General features: G+C 54.7%; 18 protein-coding genes. 5 read left to right on the plus strand and 13 right to left on the minus strand.

All coding sequences use genetic code 11. The annotated features are described in order from the left end of the window. Window positions 1-22: 22 nt before the first annotated feature. The gene (yidA, locus tag SGBXF1_RS00260) at window positions 23-838 is read left to right on the plus strand and encodes a sugar-phosphatase (RefSeq protein ID WP_186427639.1); all 816 of its coding nucleotides are present in this window, start codon (window positions 23-25) and stop codon (window positions 836-838) included. Window positions 839-883: 45 nt separating this feature from the next. Here the strand turns inward: yidA and SGBXF1_RS00265 are convergent, their stop codons facing one another. Then, window positions 884-1,825, minus strand: coding sequence for an ornithine cyclodeaminase family protein (locus SGBXF1_RS00265; RefSeq protein WP_186427640.1), 942 nt, complete (start codon window positions 1,823-1,825; stop codon window positions 884-886). Next, on the minus strand, window positions 1,812-2,780 hold the full coding sequence (locus SGBXF1_RS00270; protein ID WP_186427641.1) for a threonine/serine dehydratase: 969 nt from the start codon (window positions 2,778-2,780) through the stop codon (window positions 1,812-1,814). Before SGBXF1_RS00270 ends, SGBXF1_RS00265 begins: the two co-directional genes overlap by 14 nt. Before the next feature lie 170 nt (window positions 2,781-2,950). Between SGBXF1_RS00270 and SGBXF1_RS00275 the strand changes: the two genes are divergently transcribed. Next, entirely contained in the window at window positions 2,951-4,231 is a 1,281-nt protein-coding gene (locus SGBXF1_RS00275) for a YidR family protein (protein ID WP_037421177.1), read from the plus strand. Window positions 4,232-4,264: 33 nt separating this feature from the next. Here the strand turns inward: SGBXF1_RS00275 and SGBXF1_RS00280 are convergent, their stop codons facing one another. Beyond that, a complete protein-coding gene (locus tag SGBXF1_RS00280; RefSeq protein ID WP_037421302.1) occupies window positions 4,265-4,609 on the minus strand; it encodes a YceK/YidQ family lipoprotein in 345 nt (114 codons plus the stop codon). 304 nt (window positions 4,610-4,913) lie between these two features. Between SGBXF1_RS00280 and ibpA the strand changes: the two genes are divergently transcribed. From ibpA to SGBXF1_RS00295, 3 genes are all read left to right on the plus strand, one after another. Further along, window positions 4,914-5,327 (plus strand): small heat shock chaperone IbpA, encoded by a 414-nt coding sequence (ibpA, locus tag SGBXF1_RS00285; RefSeq protein ID WP_037421174.1) that lies wholly within the window; start codon window positions 4,914-4,916, stop codon window positions 5,325-5,327. Between the two features lie 232 nt (window positions 5,328-5,559). After that, the gene (gene ibpB / locus SGBXF1_RS00290) at window positions 5,560-5,988 is read left to right on the plus strand and encodes a small heat shock chaperone IbpB (protein ID WP_037421171.1); all 429 of its coding nucleotides are present in this window, start codon (window positions 5,560-5,562) and stop codon (window positions 5,986-5,988) included. A gap of 168 nt (window positions 5,989-6,156) precedes the next feature. Beyond that, on the plus strand, window positions 6,157-7,815 hold the full coding sequence (locus tag SGBXF1_RS00295; RefSeq protein WP_186427642.1) for a putative transporter: 1,659 nt from the start codon (window positions 6,157-6,159) through the stop codon (window positions 7,813-7,815). A 34-nt stretch (window positions 7,816-7,849) separates the two neighbouring features. Here the strand turns inward: SGBXF1_RS00295 and SGBXF1_RS00300 are convergent, their stop codons facing one another. The 10 genes from SGBXF1_RS00300 to SGBXF1_RS00345 form a co-directional block, all read right to left on the minus strand. Next, complete coding sequence (locus tag SGBXF1_RS00300; RefSeq protein WP_061808256.1) at window positions 7,850-9,103, minus strand: valine--pyruvate transaminase; 1,254 nt, start codon at window positions 9,101-9,103, stop codon at window positions 7,850-7,852. A 134-nt stretch (window positions 9,104-9,237) separates the two neighbouring features. Continuing rightward, window positions 9,238-11,304 (minus strand): alpha-amylase, encoded by a 2,067-nt coding sequence (locus tag SGBXF1_RS00305; protein WP_186427643.1) that lies wholly within the window; start codon window positions 11,302-11,304, stop codon window positions 9,238-9,240. A gap of 161 nt (window positions 11,305-11,465) precedes the next feature. Continuing rightward, window positions 11,466-12,443: a glyoxylate/hydroxypyruvate reductase GhrB gene (gene ghrB, locus SGBXF1_RS00310; RefSeq protein WP_037421162.1), complete on the minus strand. Its 978-nt coding sequence runs from the start codon at window positions 12,441-12,443 to the stop codon at window positions 11,466-11,468. Between the two features lie 166 nt (window positions 12,444-12,609). Further along, complete coding sequence (locus SGBXF1_RS00315) at window positions 12,610-13,878, minus strand: MFS transporter (RefSeq protein ID WP_017891160.1); 1,269 nt, start codon at window positions 13,876-13,878, stop codon at window positions 12,610-12,612. A gap of 97 nt (window positions 13,879-13,975) precedes the next feature. Next, window positions 13,976-14,935, minus strand: coding sequence for a sugar kinase (locus tag SGBXF1_RS00320; protein WP_130382834.1), 960 nt, complete (start codon window positions 14,933-14,935; stop codon window positions 13,976-13,978). Window positions 14,936-14,940: 5 nt separating this feature from the next. Then, window positions 14,941-15,693: a sugar phosphate isomerase/epimerase family protein gene (locus SGBXF1_RS00325; RefSeq protein ID WP_130382832.1), complete on the minus strand. Its 753-nt coding sequence runs from the start codon at window positions 15,691-15,693 to the stop codon at window positions 14,941-14,943. A gap of 182 nt (window positions 15,694-15,875) precedes the next feature. Beyond that, window positions 15,876-16,910, minus strand: coding sequence for a LacI family DNA-binding transcriptional regulator (locus tag SGBXF1_RS00330; protein WP_082797640.1), 1,035 nt, complete (start codon window positions 16,908-16,910; stop codon window positions 15,876-15,878). 128 nt (window positions 16,911-17,038) lie between these two features. Continuing rightward, window positions 17,039-17,701 carry an OmpA family lipoprotein gene (locus SGBXF1_RS00335; RefSeq protein ID WP_186427644.1) on the minus strand — a complete coding sequence of 221 codons (663 nt, stop codon included), beginning with the start codon at window positions 17,699-17,701 and terminating at the stop codon, window positions 17,039-17,041. A 268-nt stretch (window positions 17,702-17,969) separates the two neighbouring features. Next, window positions 17,970-18,428: an N-acetyltransferase gene (locus SGBXF1_RS00340; protein ID WP_186427645.1), complete on the minus strand. Its 459-nt coding sequence runs from the start codon at window positions 18,426-18,428 to the stop codon at window positions 17,970-17,972. After that, the gene (locus tag SGBXF1_RS00345; protein ID WP_037421145.1) at window positions 18,401-18,967 is read right to left on the minus strand and encodes a DNA-3-methyladenine glycosylase I; all 567 of its coding nucleotides are present in this window, start codon (window positions 18,965-18,967) and stop codon (window positions 18,401-18,403) included. Before SGBXF1_RS00345 ends, SGBXF1_RS00340 begins: the two co-directional genes overlap by 28 nt. Between the last annotated feature and the right edge of the window lie 133 nt (window positions 18,968-19,100).

Genomic DNA, 19,100 nt, shown 5'->3' on the forward strand with positions numbered 1-19,100 from the left:
AAAACCACTGGGAGAAGATCGAATGGCTATTGAACTGATTGCGATTGATATGGACGGCACGCTGCTCAACCCGCAGCACCAGATTACGCCCGCGGTAAAGCAGGCGATCACCGAGGCACGCCGCAAAGGGGTGCATGTGGTGCTGGCCACCGGGCGACCTTACGTCGGCGTGCAGGATTATCTGCGTCAGTTGGACATTCAGGGCCCCGGTGATTTTTGTATTACCTATAATGGCGCGTTGGTTTTGAAGGCGGTAGACGGCACCTGCATCCTGCAAGAAACGTTGGGCTTTGAGGATTATCTCTACTTCGAGCAGATGGCGCGCGAGTTTGGTGTCCATTACCAGGCGTTTGATTTCGATACCCTGTATACCCCAAACAAAGATATCGGCAAATACACCGTGCACGAGTCGGAGATGACCGGTATTCCGCTGAAGTACCGCAGCGTGGAAGAGATGGACCCTTCGATTATTTTCCCGAAATTGATGATGGTTGACGAGCCAGAGCTGTTGGACCGCGCCATCGCACGCATTCCGGCAGAAACGCTGGAGCGATACACCATCCTGAAGAGCGCGCCGTATTTCCTGGAGATCCTGCATAAAAATGTAGATAAAGGAACCGGCGTGAAAATGCTGGCCGATCATCTCGGTATTGCACGTGAAAACGTGATGACGTTGGGTGACCAGGCTAACGATACCGCGATGATCGAATATGCGGGCGTTGGCGTTGCAATGGGTAACGCTATCCCGGAACTGAAAGCGGTGGCGCAATTTGTGACCACCACCAACACTGAAGACGGCGTGGCACATGCTATCGAGAAGTTTGTGTTGAATGCCTGATAGTGCGATGAATTAAAGGGGCGCAGCCGCGCCCCTAAAAACATCCTATACCCGTTCCAAAATACCTTTCACAATTTGCACATCTTGAATCGCCAGCCCGGTCAGATCAGCGAGGGTGATTTGCTGGTCATCATTACGCACTTTTATCCCCTGAGCCAATGCCGAACCCAATTCGACGATCGGCGTCGATTTAAGTAAACCCTGCCGATAAGCGGTGGCGATCTCACCATAATCTGCACATTGCGCTAAAGCATCCACTAACAGCACATCCGCCCTGGCTACCAGATCGGCTGCCAACTCCTGCTTGCCGTGGGCGTCTGCACCGACGGCGGTGATGTGGGTGCCGGGTTGAATATCTGCTGCCCGCAGAATGGGTTCACGACTGGGGGTCGTGGTGACAATCAACCGGCAGTGTCTCGCCAGTTCCGCTGCATCTTGCGTGGTCTGCACCCGAAATCCCTCCGCCTCAGCTTGGCGACGGAAAGTGTCTAATGCCAGCTCGTTGCGACCCCATACCCAAACCTCACGGCAGGAAATTTGGTTTTTCAGCTGTTGTAACTGTAGTTGGGCCTGCATGCCGCAGCCGACGATGCCAATCGCTGGGATATCTGCTGGTGCGCACAGTTCGGCGGCAATACGCCCGGCTAGCGCGGTACGTAATGCAGTTAACCAACCCTCGTCCAGTAACAATGCCTGTGGTTCACCGGTTTGCGCCGAGAAGGCCATCATCAGCCCTTGGTTACTGGCCAGCCCCTGCGTCGGATTACGGTAAAAGCCAGAGGAAACCTTGACGACAAATTGTTCATCCCCCTCCAGCCAGGCCGATTTAATACAACAGTCACCTGCCGCTTGCTCAAACAGGAAATGCTGCACCGGCGGTTGTTGCACCTGCTGTTGGGAATAGGCAATAAATCCCTGTTTGAGCAATAATGTGACAGCATCTGCATCGAACGCGTCAAGGATCTGCCGTTTATTAAGGATTTTCATCGGAGATAGCCTTGAGGTATTTTTCCAGTACGATGTTTTTCCCACACAGCACGACTGCCACTTTTTTCCCCTGGAATTCGGGCGCGAGTTTGATAGCGGCGGCTAAGGCGACCCCGGCGGCACCTTCAATAATCCAGCGGTCGCTGGCGGCAATCTGGCGCATGGCCTGTTTGATTTCCGCTTCACTGACCAATATTTTGCGATCGATCACCTGCTGACATAGCGGGAAGGTGATCGCACCCGGCTCAACGCCGCCGGCAGTGCCATCGGACAGCGTGTCCTGTTCTTCCACCGGATAGATATGACCCGCCTGCAGTGCGCTATACATGCTGGTGGCATTTTTCGGCCAGCAGGCAATAAGTTGGGTTTTCGGCGACAATTGCTGCAAAACGGTACCAATTCCTGAAATATAGCCGCCACCACCCACGGCGACAAACACCGCATCCAAATCCGCTTGCTGCTCTACCAACTCCATGCCGCAAGTGCCCTGACCGGCAACCACCTGTGGATCGTTATAGGGTGAGATATAGACTTTACCTTCCTCAACGGCAGCCTTTTCCCCTGCCTGTTCGGCATTCAGTGCGTCGCCCGGTACCAGTTCTACCTTGCCGCCCAGCGCACGGATGGTCTCCAGTTTGATTGCGGCCGCCGTTTCTGGAGCATAGACCGTTACGTTGACACCCATCAGTTTGCCGGCCAGCGCGACGGCCTGCCCGTGATTGCCTGTTGAGGCGGCTATTACCCCGCCGCTGCGCTGTTGGTCATTCAGCAGCCGCAGTTTGTTGCTGGCACCGCGAAATTTGAAAGAGCCGGTATGTTGCAGATGGTCGCATTTCAGATATAGCTCACAGCCCAGTTGCTGTGACAACAGAACACTGCGTTCGAGTGGCGTCACGCGAACCTGCGGGCGCAATTGCTGATGGGCGGAAACAATTGCGTCGAATAAATTGCTCATACGGGCTCCTGTAGAAATTTTTCGTAGACTTTAAAATCCAGTGTGTACTTTTTAGTATTGCATGTAAACCCTCATTTGTACGTGAACAAAGTGTGCCAATGGGCAATGTGAACCCGCTGCCCATTCCGGTAAGATGGCTGTTCAGTACCCGCCTATGCAGGAGAGACGCCATGAGCCATCGGGAACAACAGCTGACTTTTGATCCACGTGGACATCAGTTAACCAACATTAACGTCTGGACGCCGGACAGCCAGTGGTTGGCTTACGACGTACGCCCGAATGGTGCTTCATTTACTGGCTTGAGTATTGAGCGGGTGAACGTAGAGAGCGGCGTGGTAGAGGTGGTCTATCGCGCACAACACGGCGCTCATGTTGGTGTGGTGACCGTCAGTCCGGATGCACCAGCTCGCTATGCCTTTATTCACGGCCCAGAGTATCCGGACAGCGTTTGGCATTATGATTTTCACCATCGTCGCGGGGTGATCGTCAGCGAGCCGGATCGTGAGTTGGCCATAACTCTCGATGCGATGGATATCACCGCACCCTATACCCCCGGCGCACTGCGTGGCGGCACTCACGTGCATGTCTTTAGCCCGGACGGTAGCCGCCTGAGCTTTACTTATAATGACCATGTGATGCATGAGCTGGACCCGGCGCTGGATCTGCGCAACGTGGGTGTAGCCGTGCCATTACAGGGCGTGAATCCTCCCAAGCAGCATCCGCGTGAATATGATGGCAGCCATTACTGTGTATTGGTGAGCGAGACGACACCGCAGCCGCAGCCAGGCAGTGACCAGATCAACCGTGCCTATGAAGAAGGCTGGATAGGTCAACGTGGTTATACCCGATCCGATGGGCGGCAACAGCGTTGGGCGCTGGCATTTATCGGCGATACACTTTCCAGTAGTGGTGAGAAGCTGCCTGAGGTTTTCATTGTTGATCTGCCACAGGATGATGCCGATTACGCCAAAGCCGGAGCCAGGCCGCTACAGGGCACTGCACGGCATTTACCTGCACCGCCGTTGGGAATACGCCAACGGCGACTGACGTTTACCGGACAGCGACGTTTCCCTGGTGTGGTGACGACTCCCCGCCACTGGCTGCGCAGCTCACCCGACGGCAGTATGATTGCCTGCCTGATGAAGGATGATGCGGGTGTCGTGCAGTTGTGGGTTGTCTCACCCAACGGTGGTGACCCGCGGCAGGTCACTCATGGTGAACAGGGTATTCAATCGGCGTTTAGTTGGCACCCACAGGGGGGCAGGATCGCATTGGTGTGTGATAACAGCCTGATGCTATGTGAGGTCGCCAGTGGCCGTATGCAACGCCTGACACAGCGTACTGCGCTGCCGCCTTCGGGGGACGCTATTGTGTTCTCACCGGACGGTAGCAAAGTGGCGTTTATGCGTGAGATTGACGGATTCAGCCAGATTTTTGTGGTTGAGCTGTAATCAACCGCGGGCGCGTGGCCCGCGTCTGATACGTTAATGTGGGGTGGTGGTGGCTGCGTGGGCAGGATCGCCGCTGGCGGCCAGATTCTGCTCTTCGCCATGCAAGATGCGCGCTCTTGGCGAGTCTGCGGTACCGTCACTGCCGGAGCGCATATAGTCGTAAGGCAGTAACACCGTGTCCATCACCGCCGAGAATGGCAGATCCAGCGCCACCAGTGGCATCATCGCCCAACTGGTATTGTCGTCCCTCAGCACATCCATGCTGGCACGGGTACCCGGATAATAGCCCTGATTCGGGCCGGTGTGGCTCATCACGCTGGAGCAGCCGTTGGTCGCTAACAGCATGCAACTGGTTGCTATGACTCTTATCGTTTTCATTATTCCATCCTGCAGGGTGCTGTTCCCCAAAATCTGCTGATCTATAACATCTTGTAGATGTTTTAAAAGGAGCAAGAGCCCGCTCTGTGGCGGCCGTCTCAGTTTATTGTAAGGGATAAAAAAACTTTCGCTGCACTGATTATCATTTTTTTGATCATCAGCGGTTGAAATGGTGAAAGCCACCCCCATTTTCTTATCAGAAGCAAATTAAGAATTCGCCGTAAGGGAATTCTGATTATTTAGCCTGTCCATGATGGAAGGCTTAATTATTCAACCTCGCTGAAGTGCCTTAGGAGGCTGTTTTATGCGTAATTTCGATCTTTCTCCACTCTACCGTTCCGCAATTGGTTTTGACCGTTTATTTAATGCGTTGGAGGCGGGTCAGAGTCAGGGTAATGGCGGCTATCCTCCTTATAATGTTGAGCTGGTGGATGAAAATCATTACCGCATCGCGATCGCGGTAGCTGGGTTTGCCGAGCAGGAGCTGGAAATCACTACCCAAGATAATCTGCTGATTGTACGCGGCGCCCATAATAATGAACCGGCGGAAAGAACCTACTTATATCAAGGTATTGCTGAGCGGAACTTTGAACGTAAATTCCAGTTGGCCGAGCATATCAAAATTAAAGGCGCCAAGCTGGAAAACGGTTTGTTGTATATAGATATGGAACGAATTGTTCCAGAAACATTAAAACCGCGCCGGATAGAAATTAAATAATTCTTATTTCAACGGCGGAATGAACCGCCGGTGCAATGAATGTTAGTTAACGTGCCTGCCGTCAGGGGGCACTGCTTAATTTACCCTATGAATTTCAAGTACAGTAAGGGGCCCGCTCATTTAACCCACTGCGCTTATCTTGATAAGTGACTGGGATGAATGAGTGCAGGTAACAACACAGTAGCTTGAAAGACGACGGGTAAAATCTCGCTTCATAGAAGGAGTTTATACTATGCGTAATTACGATTTATCCCCGCTGCTGCGTCAGTGGATTGGTTTTGACAAACTGGCAAGCTCAATGGGCGGTCAGGAGCCGCAAGGTTTCCCGCCTTACAACATCGAGAAAAGCGACGACAACCATTACCGCATTTCTCTGGCGCTGGCCGGGTTCAAACAAAGTGAGCTGGATATTGAGGTTGAAGGTCCACGCCTGACTGTGCGCGGCAAACCAACACCGCCAGAAAAACAGGTGGAATATCTGCACCAAGGGCTGGTGTGTAAAGAGTTCACGTTGACCTTCACGCTGGCTGAGCATTTGCAGGTGTCAGAGGCCCAGTTTGAAAACGGCCTTCTGCATATCGATCTGGTGCGTCAGGTGCCGGAAGCCCTGCAACCACAGCGTATTGCTATCGGCACCACGCCGGGGTTGGAATCAAAATAACCGACTGAAAAACAGCTAAATTATACGGGGGAAGTCCAAACGGGCTTCCCCCGTTGTATTCTGTGGTGCACCCCACAGTCGTGCCTTCCCGCTTATGCCAAAATCCCTGTTAATTGTGCGTATTTAACCGCAAAACCGGTTGTTAAACTTCTGGCAAGGATGTGACCAATGAGCGAAATCGCCCTGACCGTCAGTATGTTGGCGTTGGTGGCCGTTCTCGGGCTGTGGATGGGTAATTGGAAGATATACGGGGTAGGACTGGGTATTGGTGGGGTGCTATTCGGCGGTATCATCGTTGGGCATTTCGCCCAGAGCTGGCAGCTTAATCTTAATGGCGACATGCTGCATTTTATTCAGGAATTCGGCCTGATCCTGTTCGTTTACACCATTGGTATTCAGGTCGGTCCTGGTTTCTTCTCTTCGTTGCGGGTGTCCGGGCTGCGGCTCAACGGCTTCGCCATTTTACTGGTGCTGGTTGGTGGGCTCGTCGCGGCGGTGGTTCACAAACTGTTTGCTGTACCACTGCCAATCATTCTTGGTGTGTTCTCCGGGGCTGTCACTAATACCCCCGCACTCGGCGCCGGGCAGCAAATTCTTACCGATTTAGGGTCAGACCCTGCAATGGTTGATCGGATGGGGATGGGTTACGCCATGGCTTACCCGTTCGGTATTTGCGGCATTTTGCTGGTGATGTGGCTGATACGTCTGTTTTTCCACATTAATATCGAGCAAGAGGCGCAGGCGTTTGAAAGTAGCCTGGGTAACCAACGTGAACTGCTGCACACCATGAACGTGGCAGTACGCAACCCTAACCTGCAGGGGATGGCTGTCAAAAATGTACCGCTGCTCAATGGTGAGGACATCATCTGCTCACGCTTGAAACGTGGTGATTTACTGATGGTGCCGGCGCCGCTTGAGAAGCTTGAACTGGGCGATTATCTGCACCTGGTGGGCAAGCGCGAAAGCCTGGAAAATGCCCGGCTGGTTATTGGTGAAGAGGTCGACGTCTCACTGTCAACGCGCGGTACAGAGCTACAGGTGGTGAGAGCGGTAGTGACTAATGAAAAGGTGTTGGGCAGTAAAATCCGCGATCTGAACCTGAAGCAAAAATACGACGTGGTGATCTCACGGCTCAACCGCTCTGGGGTTGAATTGGTCGCCGGCAGCAATGTGACGCTGCAATTTGGTGACATCCTCAACCTGGTGGGGCGGCCCGAATCTATCGAGGCGGTGGCGGCGATTGTCGGTAACGCCCAGCAGAAGCTCCAGCAGGTGCAAATGTTGCCGGTGTTTATCGGTATTGGTCTGGGCGTGCTGTTGGGATCTATCCCGCTGTTTATACCGGGTTTCCCGGCGGCATTGCGTCTGGGGCTGGCCGGTGGCCCGCTGGTGGCGGCGCTGATCCTTGGGCGTATCGGCAGCATCGGCAAGCTGTACTGGTTTATGCCGCCCAGTGCCAATCTGGCGTTGCGGGAACTGGGGATCGTGCTGTTTCTGGCGGTGGTCGGGCTGAAGTCGGGCGGTAACTTTGTCGATACGCTGATTAATGGCGAAGGGCTGGCATGGATTGGTTATGGCGCGCTGATTACCGCGATTCCTCTGTTTAGCGTGGGCGTACTGGCGCGGACGGTGGGCAAGATGAATTATCTGACGCTGTCTGGCATGCTGGCGGGGTCAATGACCGATCCCCCGGCGCTGGCCTTCGCTAACGGCTTGCACCCGACCAGCGGCGCTGCTGCGCTGTCCTATGCCACGGTTTATCCGTTGGCGATGTTCCTGCGCATCATGTCACCGCAGTTGCTGGCGGTGTTGTTCTGGGCAATATAAGACGATGGGGCGCATGTGCGCCCCATCGTTATGATCAGTTCGCTTCTTGGTGAGCGCGTTCGATCTCTTCCGCCAGTATTGCCACGCCGCGCTCAATCTTCTCCGGATCCGGCACGTAGTTCATCCGCATGCACTGGTGGGTATGCGGCCATTCATGCTCCAGCCCCGGGAAGAAGTAATGCCCTGGAACCATCAGCACACCACGTTTTTTCAGGCGTTGGTAAAGCAATTCGGTAGTGATCGGCAGGTCCTTAAACCACAACCAGAGGAAAATTGCCCCTTCCGGTTTGTGGATCAGACAGCGCTCTGGCGACAGGTAGCGGCGAATGATCTCGATAGTGTGCTCGACACGCTGTTTGTAGAACGGACGGATCACCTCGTTGGACAAACGCAGCAGGTCGCCACGTTCGATCATTTCTGTCGCCATTGCCGGGCCTATACTGCCCGGTGACAGGCTAATGATGCCGTTCATGTTGGTCAGGGCACTGATGGTCTTTTCATCGGCGATCACAATGCCGCAACGCGAACCGGGTAGGCCGAGTTTCGACAGGCTCATGCACAGAATAATGTTAGGGTTCCACAGCGGCGTTGCGTCGCTGAAGATAATGCCAGGGAACGGCACGCCATAGGCGTTATCGATCACCAGCGGAATATTGCGCTGTTGCGCCAGCAGGTCGAGCTTCATCAGCTCTTCGTCGGTGATTACGTTACCGGTTGGGTTAGTGGGGCGCGACACACAGATCATACCGATATCGTCGCCAATATTCAGATGTTCGAAATCAACGTGATACTTGAATTGGCCTTCTGGCAGCAGTTCGATATTGGGTTTGGCCGAAACAAACAGGCCCTCGTCCAACCCTGCATCGGCATAACCGATATATTCTGGGGCTAGCGGGAACAGCACGCGGCGGCGGCTGCCGTCGGCATAGCGCCCGGCAAACAGGTTAAACAAGTAGAAAAACGCGCTCTGACTGCCGTTTGTCAGTGCAATATTCTGTGGAGAGATCTGCCAGCCAAGTTCATCGTGCAGCAAATTGGCTAGTGCTTTCAGCAGGGCGTCTTTGCCCTGCGGGCCATCATAGTTACACAGTGCCTCGGTCAGTTTGCCCTGGTCGAGCATGTCCTGGCACAGTTGCTTGAAGTAGCTTTCCATCTCTGGAATTTGCGCGGGATTACCGCCGCCGAGCATGATGGCACCGGGGGTGCGCAGGCCTTCGTTCAGGTCATCCATTAAACGGGTAATGCCCGCGTAACGGGTAAATTTGTCGCCGAAAAGTGAAAAAGTCATAGGTGCAGCTGTATTGTTTTTAGCAGGTAATTCCCCACCATACCGCCTGACAATTTCCGGCGCAATGCGGCTCAGAAAATAACCACCGGGAGTTAACTTCACCCGATGGTTATTTCTCAGCATATTTATCTGAATTAATGTGACCGATCGCCGACCCACACCACCATAGCCCTATCGTCGCCAAGCCGACGGCTGAAGGCGTAGTATTGCGCGGTCTGTTGCGACAGCTGGTTACCTGCACCGATTGCCGGGTGGCGAGCGCGGAATTGACCCAGCCGCTGCCAGTGCGCTAACAGTGGGGCTTTGTCGCCCAGTAGCTCATTCCAGTTCATATCGGAACGCGTGCCCTGCAACGGGTCTGAACCGCTTGGGCCAAGCTGACGGCCACTTTCATCACCGTAGTAAATTTGCACCGCGCCGGGGGCTAGCAGCAGCAGATCGGCGGCGCGCTGCTGCAACGCCAGCGACCCTTTGGCATCACTGGCAAAAAACAGCCGGGTATCGTGCGAAGAGATATAACTTAATACGTTGAAATCCTGAAGTTTGTCGGCCATCTGTTGGTAGGTGGCGTCGATACTGGAAAGGCAGCTCAGCGCCTGTGACGCCTGGTCCTGGAAATCAAAATTAATCATCGCGTCGAAGCCATTCTGGTAGTAGTCACTTTTCATGACGCCATGGCCCCAAGCTTCACCGGTCATCCAGAATGGGGCGTTATCCAGTGCCTGTTGCGGATGAGCGGCTTTCCACTCAGCCAGCGCTGCCGTGGCACGCTGTTTCAGTAGCGCCAGCGTCGGTTTCTCTACGTGTTTGGCGGTGTCGACACGGAAGCCGTCGATGCCGTAGTCGCGTACCCATTGGCTGAGCCAAATGGTCAAATAGTCACGGGTGGTGGCTCCGGGAATTTCGCGCGCAGCAGTGTCGGGTTTATGGCGATAAAACAGCGGTAAACCACTGACGCCAGGTGCTTCAGTTTTGATGTCCGGGAGGAAGGCCAGCGACATGGTGAAATCGTCATAGCCCGGGGCGTCATAGTCGCCGATATCGGTACGGATCCAATTCTTGCCCCACCAGTGACTCCAACCGGCCTTGTCGCTGAAGTTGATATAATCGTTGAAACTGTGCCAGTTTTGTCCCGGCCCCGGCCGCCAATCTCCCCAATTCTTACCCAGTGTTTTTTCTATTTCTGCTCCCTTCAGATACAGCGAGCCGAACTGAAAGGTCTGCATATCCGCCAGCGTGGCGTAACCGACGTGGTTCACCACCACGTCGAACAGAATGCGGATACCCCGTTGGTGTGCCTGCTCAACCAGCGTACGCAGATCTTGCTCGTTGCCCATGTTGGCATCGAGCCGGGTCCAGTCCAGCGCGTAGTAGCCGTGATAGGCGTAATGCGGGAAGTCACCCTTGGTGCCGCCGCCGACCCAACCGTGGATCTGCTCCAGTGGTGAACTGATCCACAGCGCGTTGACGCCGAGTTGTTGTAGATAATCCAATTTTTGCGTCAGGCCAGCCAGATCGCCGCCGTGAAAGGTACCTATTTCCTGCATGCCGTCACTGCGACGGCCATAACTGTGATCGTTGGCAGGGTTACCGTTCTCGAAGCGATCGGTGAGGGCGAAATAGACCGTGGCGTTGTGCCAGTTGAAAGGTGCGGGCTTCTCGCTGTCGGCAGATTCCAGCAACAGCAATCCTCCGCTACCATCCGCGGGTAGCAGGGTGACTTTTCCTTGGCTGACTTTTACCGTTTGGCCGGAATAGAAATCACGTACCGTTTCGCCTTCGGCGAAGGTGGCTGCCACGTCGAGGGTAACGGGTTTGCCGTCCCAACGCTGACAGGTGTGTGCCACCGACGTGGCGGCAGTTTCCGGCTCGGTGATTAGGCTGAGCTGTAATGTTGGTGTGCCACTGCGGGTGTCTATGCGCACCTGGTATTCACCGGCGCGGAAAAGTCGCCAGTTGATCGATGGACTGTCGCCGCAAGGTTGTAACGACAGTGTTTGATTCAGCTTGGCCGCCGTGGTGGGTTGCCAGCACTGTTGGCCTTGGTAAATTTTCAGTGGCAGTTCGCCCTTTGGCAGCGTGGCGTGGCTGGTGAATAAGCCGCTGGTGGATTCATCAAACACCGGGAAGCTTTGCAGTGTCCAGCTTGCCATAGCGGCCGGTGACAGCAGCATCAATAAGGGTAGGGTTAGATTTTTCATAGCTCTCCGTACGCGTGGCAGGAAGCGTTTTTATTGTAGGGTAATGCCCAGTGTGACAAATGCTGAAAAGATCGCCTCATCCCAACAGGTTATTTTCTGGGAGGAGAAGGAAGGGGGAGATAAGTGGAAGAAAATGGGCGGGGAAACCCCACCCATCATGACTATTTTTTCAGTAGCTGCGGATTAACGCAGTTTTCAGTTACCGTGCCGGTCAGTGCGGCAATCAGGTTGTCGACGGCACATTCGGCCATGCCATAGCGAGTCTCATGGGTTGCAGAACCGATATGCGGCAGTGCCACCACGTTTGGCAGCGACAGCAACGGCGAAGATACCGGCAGTGGTTCTTTTTCAAACACGTCCAGCCCGGCTGCGTGGATGGTTCCGTTTTGCAGTGCTTCGATCAGTGCCGCTTCATCTACGACGGGACCACGGCCAGCATTGATCAAAATGCCGCTCTTTTTCATCTTCGCCAATTGGTCACGGCTGATCATATGGAAGGTTTCATCAGTCAGCGGCAGCGTAATGCAGATAAAATCGGATTCGGCCAATAGAGTGTCCAGATCACAACGGCGAGCGTTAAAGCGTTGTTCGGCCTCTTCATGGGTACGGCGCGCGTTGTACAGCACCGGCATACCAAAACCGAAGTGTGCACGTTGCGCCAGTGCCAGGCCGATACGGCCCATACCGAGAATGCCAATGGTTTTATGGTGCACGTCGACGCCAAACCAGTCCGCCCCGATACTGCCTTGCCACTCGCCGGCTTTCACCCGCTCAGCTACTTCCACCACCCGGCGCGCTGTCGCCAGCACCAAACTCATGATGGTATCGGCGACGGTTTCGGTCAGCACGGTGGGGGTATGCATCAGCAGCACGTTATGAGCATTAAGCGCGTCGACGTCGAAATTATCGTAACCGACGGAAATGGTTGAGGCCGCACGCAGTTTTGGTGCCTGTTGCAGGAAGGCCTCATCAATTTTGCCGCCGGAACCGATGATCCCTTCCGCCTGTTGCAACGCCTGGCGCAGCTCATCGCGGTTATCCGGGGTCAGGCCGTCGAAGGCGTGCACGGTGAAGTGCTGTTCCAGTCGTTCACGCAGGTCGGCAGGGATGTTTTTGTATAAAACGATAGAAGGCTTCATCACGAACTCCAGCAATACCCTTCGTCTTTCAGACTGCAGCGTTGTTAACTGCTCGAACTTCCCCCAGTTACTTACTTAAGTAAGCGCCTGGGGGAAGTTCGTTTGTCGCCTAGCTGCAGCCTGAAATCCATTGGGTATATTCAACAAAAAATAAATTATAACGAGACTAAGCCAGCTGTGGTTGGGCCTCGTTGCGAGCGGGTTTGACTACCAGCGTCAGCACCACCGCTGCCAGCAGGGCAATGGCCATAAACATATAAGAAGCTGCCGGGCTACCAGTAGCGCCGTTCAGGTAACCGACAAACCACGAGCCGAAGAAAGAGCCCAGTGCACCCATGCTGTTGATCAGTGCCATCGCGCCACCGGCGACGTTTTTCGGCAGCATTTCAGGAATGATGGCGAAGAAAGGCCCATAAGGGGCATACATGGCGGCACCGGCAATCACCAACAGAGTGTAAGAGACCCAGAAATGGTTGGCGCCGACGGCGTAAGAGCCGAAGAAAGCCAGCGCGCCAATCAGCAACAGTGGCCAGACGAACAGCTTACGGTTTTGCATTTTATCGGAAGCCCAGGACACCAGGATCATGGCGATAGTCGCTGCCAGATAAGGCACCGCCGACAGCCAGCCAGCTTCCACCATACCCATCTGCATGCCGCTTCGCAGGATGGAAGGCAACCACAGCACGAAGCCGTACACACCAATACTCCAGGCAAAATACTGTGCGCACAGCAAAATAACGTTGCGTGAGCGGAAGGCTTCACCGTAGTTGCGCACCGCTTTAATGCCTTTTTGTTCTTCTTCCAACTGCTGCTGCAACGCCTGCTTTTCATTGTCGCTCAGCCATTTGGCCTGGGCGGGTTTGTCTTTGGCCAGCACCCACCAGCAGAAGGCCCAGATTACCGCCGGAATGCCTTCAAAGATAAACATTTCACGCCAGCCGTAGGCGTGGATCAGGTAGCCGGAAACCACCGACATCCACAACACCGTCACCGGGTTGCCGAGGATCAAAAAGGTATTGGCGCGTGAGCGTTCTGATTTGGTGAACCAGTTACTGATGTAAATCAGCATCGCTGGCATTACCGCGGCTTCCACCACGCCGAGGATAAAGCGGATAGCGGCCAGCATGGGGATATTACTGACCATGCCGGTCAGTGAGGCACAGGCCCCCCACAGGATCAGGCACCAGAAAATCAGTTTTTTAACGCTGCGGCGTTCGGCATAGATAGCGCCGGGGATCTGGAAAAAGAAATAGCCGAGGAAAAACAGCGCACCCAGCAGCGATGACATGCCTTTGGTGATGCCCAGATCGTCATTAATGCCGGCGGCCGAAGCAAAGCTGAAGTTGGCACGGTCGAGATAGGCCAGGCTGTAGGTGATAAACACGATGGGCATGATGTACCACCAGCGTTTAGCCGCGATAGTCGCTTTGTTCATGTTCAGATTCCTCAGTGTTCTCTCAACGCGTCCTGGTTGTAGGGCCAGAGGTACACGTCATATGGAGAAGTCGGTTAACCGATTATGTTTGTTATATTTATTCAGCCAGTGCTGCGCGGGTTGGCAAACCTTCGCTGTCGCCAATGGCCTGGATCGCCAGCGAGCCGATTTTGTTACCGCGTTGAACCGCCTGTTTCAGCGTTTTGCCTTCCAGCAGGGCGCTAAGGGTGCCGACGGCAAAACCGTCGCCTGCCCCCACGGTGTCCACCACGTTGTCGACTTTAATAGCAGCTACAGCCGCCTGGTCGCCGGCGGCGGTTTTAAACCAGGCGCCGTCCGGGCCGGTTTTGATGATCACGGCCTGCACGCCGCGTTCCAGGTAAAAATCGGCAATGCCTTCTGGGGTTGATTGGCCTGTGAGGATTTGTCCTTCTTTCAGCCCCGGCAACACCCAGTCGGCGGCAAGCGCCAATTTATTCAATTGCTCGATCATCACTTGCTGGCTGGACCACAGCACCGGACGTAAATTAGGGTCGAACGAAATGGTTTTGCCCATCGCACGCATCTCCCGCGCGGCATGGTGACACAGCGCCAGCGATTGGCCGGACAGGGCTGCCGCTACGCCGCTCAGGTGCAGATGGCGAGCGGAACCAAAGTATTCGCGGTTGAAATCGTCGACCGACAGGTGGCTGGCCGCCGAGCCTTTGCGGAAATACTCCACGCTGGGATCGGTACCATCGGTGGTTTTAGATTTGATCTGAAAGCCGGTCGGGTAATTGCCGTCTACCGTGACCTGTTTAGCGTTAATGCCTTCTTTTTTCAGCTGTTGCAGGGTGAAACGACCAAAAGTATCGTTGCCGACGCGGCTGACCCAGCCAACGTTCAGCCCCAGACGTGCAAGGCCGATCGCCACATTCAGCTCTGCCCCTGCAATGCGTTTGGTGAAGGTTTCCACGTCCGCCAGATCACCGGTTTGTGTTGCCACGAACATCGCCATGGCTTCACCCAGCGTGACAACGTCCAATTGCCCGTTATGTGCGGCTGTTAGCATGGTCATGGTGTTTACTCCGCACGCAGGAGGTTAACGTAGTAGCGGGTGACATCTTCCAGGTTGTCGCCTTGCAATGGGAATTCAATGCCGCGTGGTACATCCAGTGGTAAGCGGGTCAGCAGATCGCGCCAACTGCCATCGCTGTCGTCCAGCGCTACGGCGCGCCAACCGCGTAGACCATGGGTTGCGGCTTTAACGTGGACATAGCTGACGTGGCGAGCCAGACGTTCGGCGGCGGCGAAGGCGTCTTGCCCCACCCAGTGCCAGTTGGCCATATCGAAAGTCATGCTGACCGGCAGACGGTTATCTTCAGCAGCGTGGAAAAAGGCATTCAGCAGTGACAGAATGCCGCAGTCCGGGGTCTGGTCATTTTCCACCACCAGGCTGACCGGATGCTGCTCCAGTGCCACTTTCAATTCGGTAAAATCGAAGCCCGGTTGGTAATGACCCAAGGATAATTTTAACTGGCGCGCATTCAACGTCTGGGCTTCCGCCAGCAGAGCCGCCAGGTTTGGGTTCAGAGTGTGCTGTGGGGTAAACAGGGCTTCAGGTGCGGAGTAAACGGCAAACAGTTGCTGTTGTTCAATGGCCTGAGCCAGAGCCGGCAGGGCCTGTAGATCCTGAACAGAAAACAGTTCGCGGCGAATTTCTACGCCGTCGGCACCTGCACCGGCGATGATCGGCAGTAAAGCGGCCTGGCCACCGAGCTGCTGGACGGTATCGGTGCCGTAGGCGCCGGTCACTATGATAATTTCTCTGGTCATTTTTGCTCCTGAGGAGGTGTTAGTCCCACCGATGCTGTTAACCACACGTTAAATGGTACCGGTTCCATGCGAAAGCGACAGAGTGTAAAAATATGATCGCAATCACGAACCTGAGCAAAAAATAGTCTGAGTCGAGCTGTGCAGGGGGCCATGGGCTGTGCCCCTGCGGGAAAGAAGGGAGATTATCGGGTGGTGGAACCGCGTACGATCAGCTCACCGGGGAACATTTGTTCGCTGATTGGCGTATCCAGGCCTTGAATGCGTTGCACCAGTTGTTCAAGCGCAGCATGGCCCATTTGATAGGTGGGTTGTTTCAGGGTGGTGATGCCGACACCGGCCAACTCGGCCCATTCCAACTCATCAAAGCCCAACAGGCCAATATCGCTACCCCACTGGATACCCAGGCGGCGCATAGCACGTGCCACCTGCAGGGTCAGGGCGCCGTTGGCGGAGATCACCGCTTTGCGCATGCCGCGATGGCGAGTATTAAAATTGCTGAGCACGTCTTCCAGTTGCTTCAGGTCGTTAAGCGGCGTTTCAGCCTGTTCAGCCAATAATCCGGCATGTTGTGCCATGGTTTGATTAAAAGCGTGCAGCCGCTCCAGCCGGGTGTTCACCGTGCCGATCGGTTCGCTGAGGAACAGGATGGCTTCGAACCCTTGTTGTAGAAGGTGCTCCGTGGCGATCGTTGCCGCTTCGTGGTTATTGAGGCCTACGACGTCACAGGCGAAGTCATGAATTTTGCGGTCGATCAGCACCATAGGCAGCATGGATTGTTGCAGTGTCGACAGGGCCTCTTCGCGCATGCCGACGGCATTCACCACAATGCCTTCCACCCGGTAGCTGCTGAGCAGTTGCAGGTAGTGCTGTTCCTGATTGACCTCATTGTTGGTGTTACACACTAACAGGGTAAAACCGTGCTGGCGGCAGGCCGCTTCGATGCCGCGCATCACGTCTACCGAATAAGGATTGGTGATATCAGCAATGATGAGTCCAATCAGCCGGGTTTGACCGCCCTTCAGGCTGCGTGCCATCTGGCTTGGTCGATAGTCGAGCTGGTGGATTGCTTGTTCAATACGCTGTTTGAGATCGTCAGAAAGTAGGTGCTGCTCACCATTGAGATAGCGCGACACGCTGGTTTTACCTGTCTTGGCGGTTTTCGCCACATCGCTAATGGTGGCTCGCCCCGAGGCGCGTATTGCCTTAACACTGCTCACAGCCGATCTCCCCTGTGGTTAATTGCCAAGGAGACTAACACACCCGATACGGAGCCGGGAATGTTCAATGGGAGACAGTCAGGATTGCGGGGGATAAGAAACGGCGGGGCATAACACCCCGCACGAGATTACTGCAGTGGGCTGAGCGTGATTTCAACGCGGCGGTTTTGCGCCTTGCCTTCTGCTGTGCTGTTGGAGGCGATCGGGTTATCCGGACCGGCACCTGAAGTACGGATACGGCTTGCCGCCACACCCTGAGTGATCAGCGCACTACCAACGCCGTCTGCACGTTGTTGCGACAGAGTCATATTCAGGGCACGGGAGCCGGTGCTGTCGGTATAACCGATGATGTTAACTGCCGTTTTCGGGTATTCCTTCAACACCATGGCCACGCCGGTCAGGGTGTTGGCGCCCGCCGGTTTCAAGGTGGCACTGCTGCTGTCGAAGGTCACATTGTTCGGCATGTTCAGCACGATATTGTCGCCCTGACGGGTAACGCTAACGCCGGTACCTTTCATTTTGTCGCGCAGTTTGGCTTCCTGCACGTCCATGTAATAACCTGCGCCGCCACCCAATGCTGCACCGGCCGCAGCGCCGATCAATGCGCCTTTGCCGCGATCTTTCTTCGACGAGGACAGCATGCCTACGCCTGCGCCCAATGCCGCGCCGATCCCTGCGCCAATACCGGATTTACCGGCTTCAGATTCCCCGGTGTACGGGTTAGTGGTACAGGCTGACAGCGTGAGCGCAATGCTCACCGCGCCGGCAATAATCGCAATGCGTTTATTCATATTTTTTCCTTTTTGGCATCAGAATCTGTGTGCGTCAGTCCAATCTGGGGGACGCTAAAAAAGCCATTGGCAACCCGGTATACCAAGCTGCGGCGCTACTATGACGCGTATCCTCTCCAGCAGTTCCGGAAAAAAACGTGACAAATTATAAGTAGCAAGCGGGCTGCGCCAGTTATCCGGGAAAAAGCAGGGGAATACCATGCAGCGGATTCTGAATTGAGCGCACTTCGGTGCGGAGTGCGCCATTTTTAGCCAAAAGTGACAAAATTTAAACTGTGGATGCCCAGTTCATGATCAACGTATAGGCTTGAGTTTCTTCATTAAACAGGCGTTGTGTGACCTGGAAACCTTGCTTGTGGTAGAACGCGCAGGCGCGCAGATTTTGCTGATACACTTCCAGGCTTAGCTGGGGATAGCGCTGTTGTACGTGCGCCATGAGTGCCTGAGCGACGCCATGGCCGTGAAATGCTCGCTCAACAAATAACGCCCCAATGAAGCGTTGATCCAGCACACTGATAAACCCGACGATTTTTCCCGCATGCCAATATGCCCAGCTATGTGCTCGTGGCAGATAGTTTTCTCGCACCAGTGTTTCGCTTTCCCGCCAATAGCTTTCTTTTACGAACGGATGGGCGGCGATAGTACTGGGTAGCCACAGGGCCATAAGCTGTTCGAGATCGGCCGGACGGCAAGGGTGGATCACTGCGGCTTTGGGTAGCAGAGGCATCCTGTCAGGTGATCGTTCACCAGCCCGCTGGCTTGCATAAAGGCGTAGCAGGTGGTGGAGCCGATAAATTTGAAGCCACGTTTTTTCAGCGCCTTGGACAAGGCGTCTGACCGGTCGGTTTTCGCCGGCACTTGGGCCAGTTCTTGCCAGCTATTGAGCTGGGGTTCGCCGTCGACAAATGCCCAGATAAAGGTGACAAAATCCTCACCGGCCGCTTCCATTGCCAGGTAGGCCCGGGCGTTAGCGATGATGGCTTCGAGCTTGCCTCGGTGGCGGATAATACCGCTGTTTTGCATCAGCGCTTCCACTTCTTGTTCGCCCATGGCGGCTATCCGCTGTGGATCAAAATTGTGGAAAGCCCGCCGGTAATTCTCACGTTTTTTAAGCACGGTGATCCAGGACAGGCCAGCCTGTTGCCCTTCCAGGCACAGCATTTCAAACAGTTCATGCGCATCGGTGGTTGGTGCGCCCCATTCCTTGTCGTGATACTCGAGGTATAACGGATCTGCCGTCACCCAACCGCAACGTTCGCTGGTCATACTGACTGTCCTTATGCTGTGTTTATCTACAGTAATCATCGCCCGAAGTGGTGAACTTGGCAAGCCCATGATTGTTTTATCATCAGTCGGCTTGACGTGACGAAAAAGCCAGCAATATTTACTAAATGGCCGG

Origin of the sequence: Serratia grimesii (assembly GCF_900186025.1) — a bacterium.
Lineage (GTDB): Bacteria > Pseudomonadota > Gammaproteobacteria > Enterobacterales > Enterobacteriaceae > Serratia > Serratia grimesii.

Bases quoted from the DNA above. Each gene is read 5' to 3' on its own strand.
- yidA (WP_186427639.1), top strand. From the start codon at position 23: ATGGCTATTGAACTGATTGCGATTGATATGGACGGCACGCTGCTCAAC.
- SGBXF1_RS00265 (WP_186427640.1), bottom strand. From the start codon at position 1,825: ATGAAAATCCTTAATAAACGGCAGATCCTTGACGCGTTCGATGCAGAT.
- SGBXF1_RS00270 (WP_186427641.1), bottom strand. From the start codon at position 2,780: ATGAGCAATTTATTCGACGCAATTGTTTCCGCCCATCAGCAATTGCGC.
- SGBXF1_RS00275 (WP_037421177.1), top strand. From the start codon at position 2,951: ATGAGCCATCGGGAACAACAGCTGACTTTTGATCCACGTGGACATCAG.
- SGBXF1_RS00280 (WP_037421302.1), bottom strand. From the start codon at position 4,609: ATGAAAACGATAAGAGTCATAGCAACCAGTTGCATGCTGTTAGCGACC.
- ibpA (WP_037421174.1), top strand. From the start codon at position 4,914: ATGCGTAATTTCGATCTTTCTCCACTCTACCGTTCCGCAATTGGTTTT.
- ibpB (WP_037421171.1), top strand. From the start codon at position 5,560: ATGCGTAATTACGATTTATCCCCGCTGCTGCGTCAGTGGATTGGTTTT.
- SGBXF1_RS00295 (WP_186427642.1), top strand. From the start codon at position 6,157: ATGAGCGAAATCGCCCTGACCGTCAGTATGTTGGCGTTGGTGGCCGTT.
- SGBXF1_RS00300 (WP_061808256.1), bottom strand. From the start codon at position 9,103: ATGACTTTTTCACTTTTCGGCGACAAATTTACCCGTTACGCGGGCATT.
- SGBXF1_RS00305 (WP_186427643.1), bottom strand. From the start codon at position 11,304: ATGAAAAATCTAACCCTACCCTTATTGATGCTGCTGTCACCGGCCGCT.
- ghrB (WP_037421162.1), bottom strand. From the start codon at position 12,443: ATGAAGCCTTCTATCGTTTTATACAAAAACATCCCTGCCGACCTGCGT.
- SGBXF1_RS00315 (WP_017891160.1), bottom strand. From the start codon at position 13,878: ATGAACAAAGCGACTATCGCGGCTAAACGCTGGTGGTACATCATGCCC.
- SGBXF1_RS00320 (WP_130382834.1), bottom strand. From the start codon at position 14,935: ATGACCATGCTAACAGCCGCACATAACGGGCAATTGGACGTTGTCACG.
- SGBXF1_RS00325 (WP_130382832.1), bottom strand. From the start codon at position 15,693: ATGACCAGAGAAATTATCATAGTGACCGGCGCCTACGGCACCGATACC.
- SGBXF1_RS00335 (WP_186427644.1), bottom strand. From the start codon at position 17,701: ATGAATAAACGCATTGCGATTATTGCCGGCGCGGTGAGCATTGCGCTC.
- SGBXF1_RS00340 (WP_186427645.1), bottom strand. From the start codon at position 18,428: ATGCCTCTGCTACCCAAAGCCGCAGTGATCCACCCTTGCCGTCCGGCC.
- SGBXF1_RS00345 (WP_037421145.1), bottom strand. From the start codon at position 18,967: ATGACCAGCGAACGTTGCGGTTGGGTGACGGCAGATCCGTTATACCTC.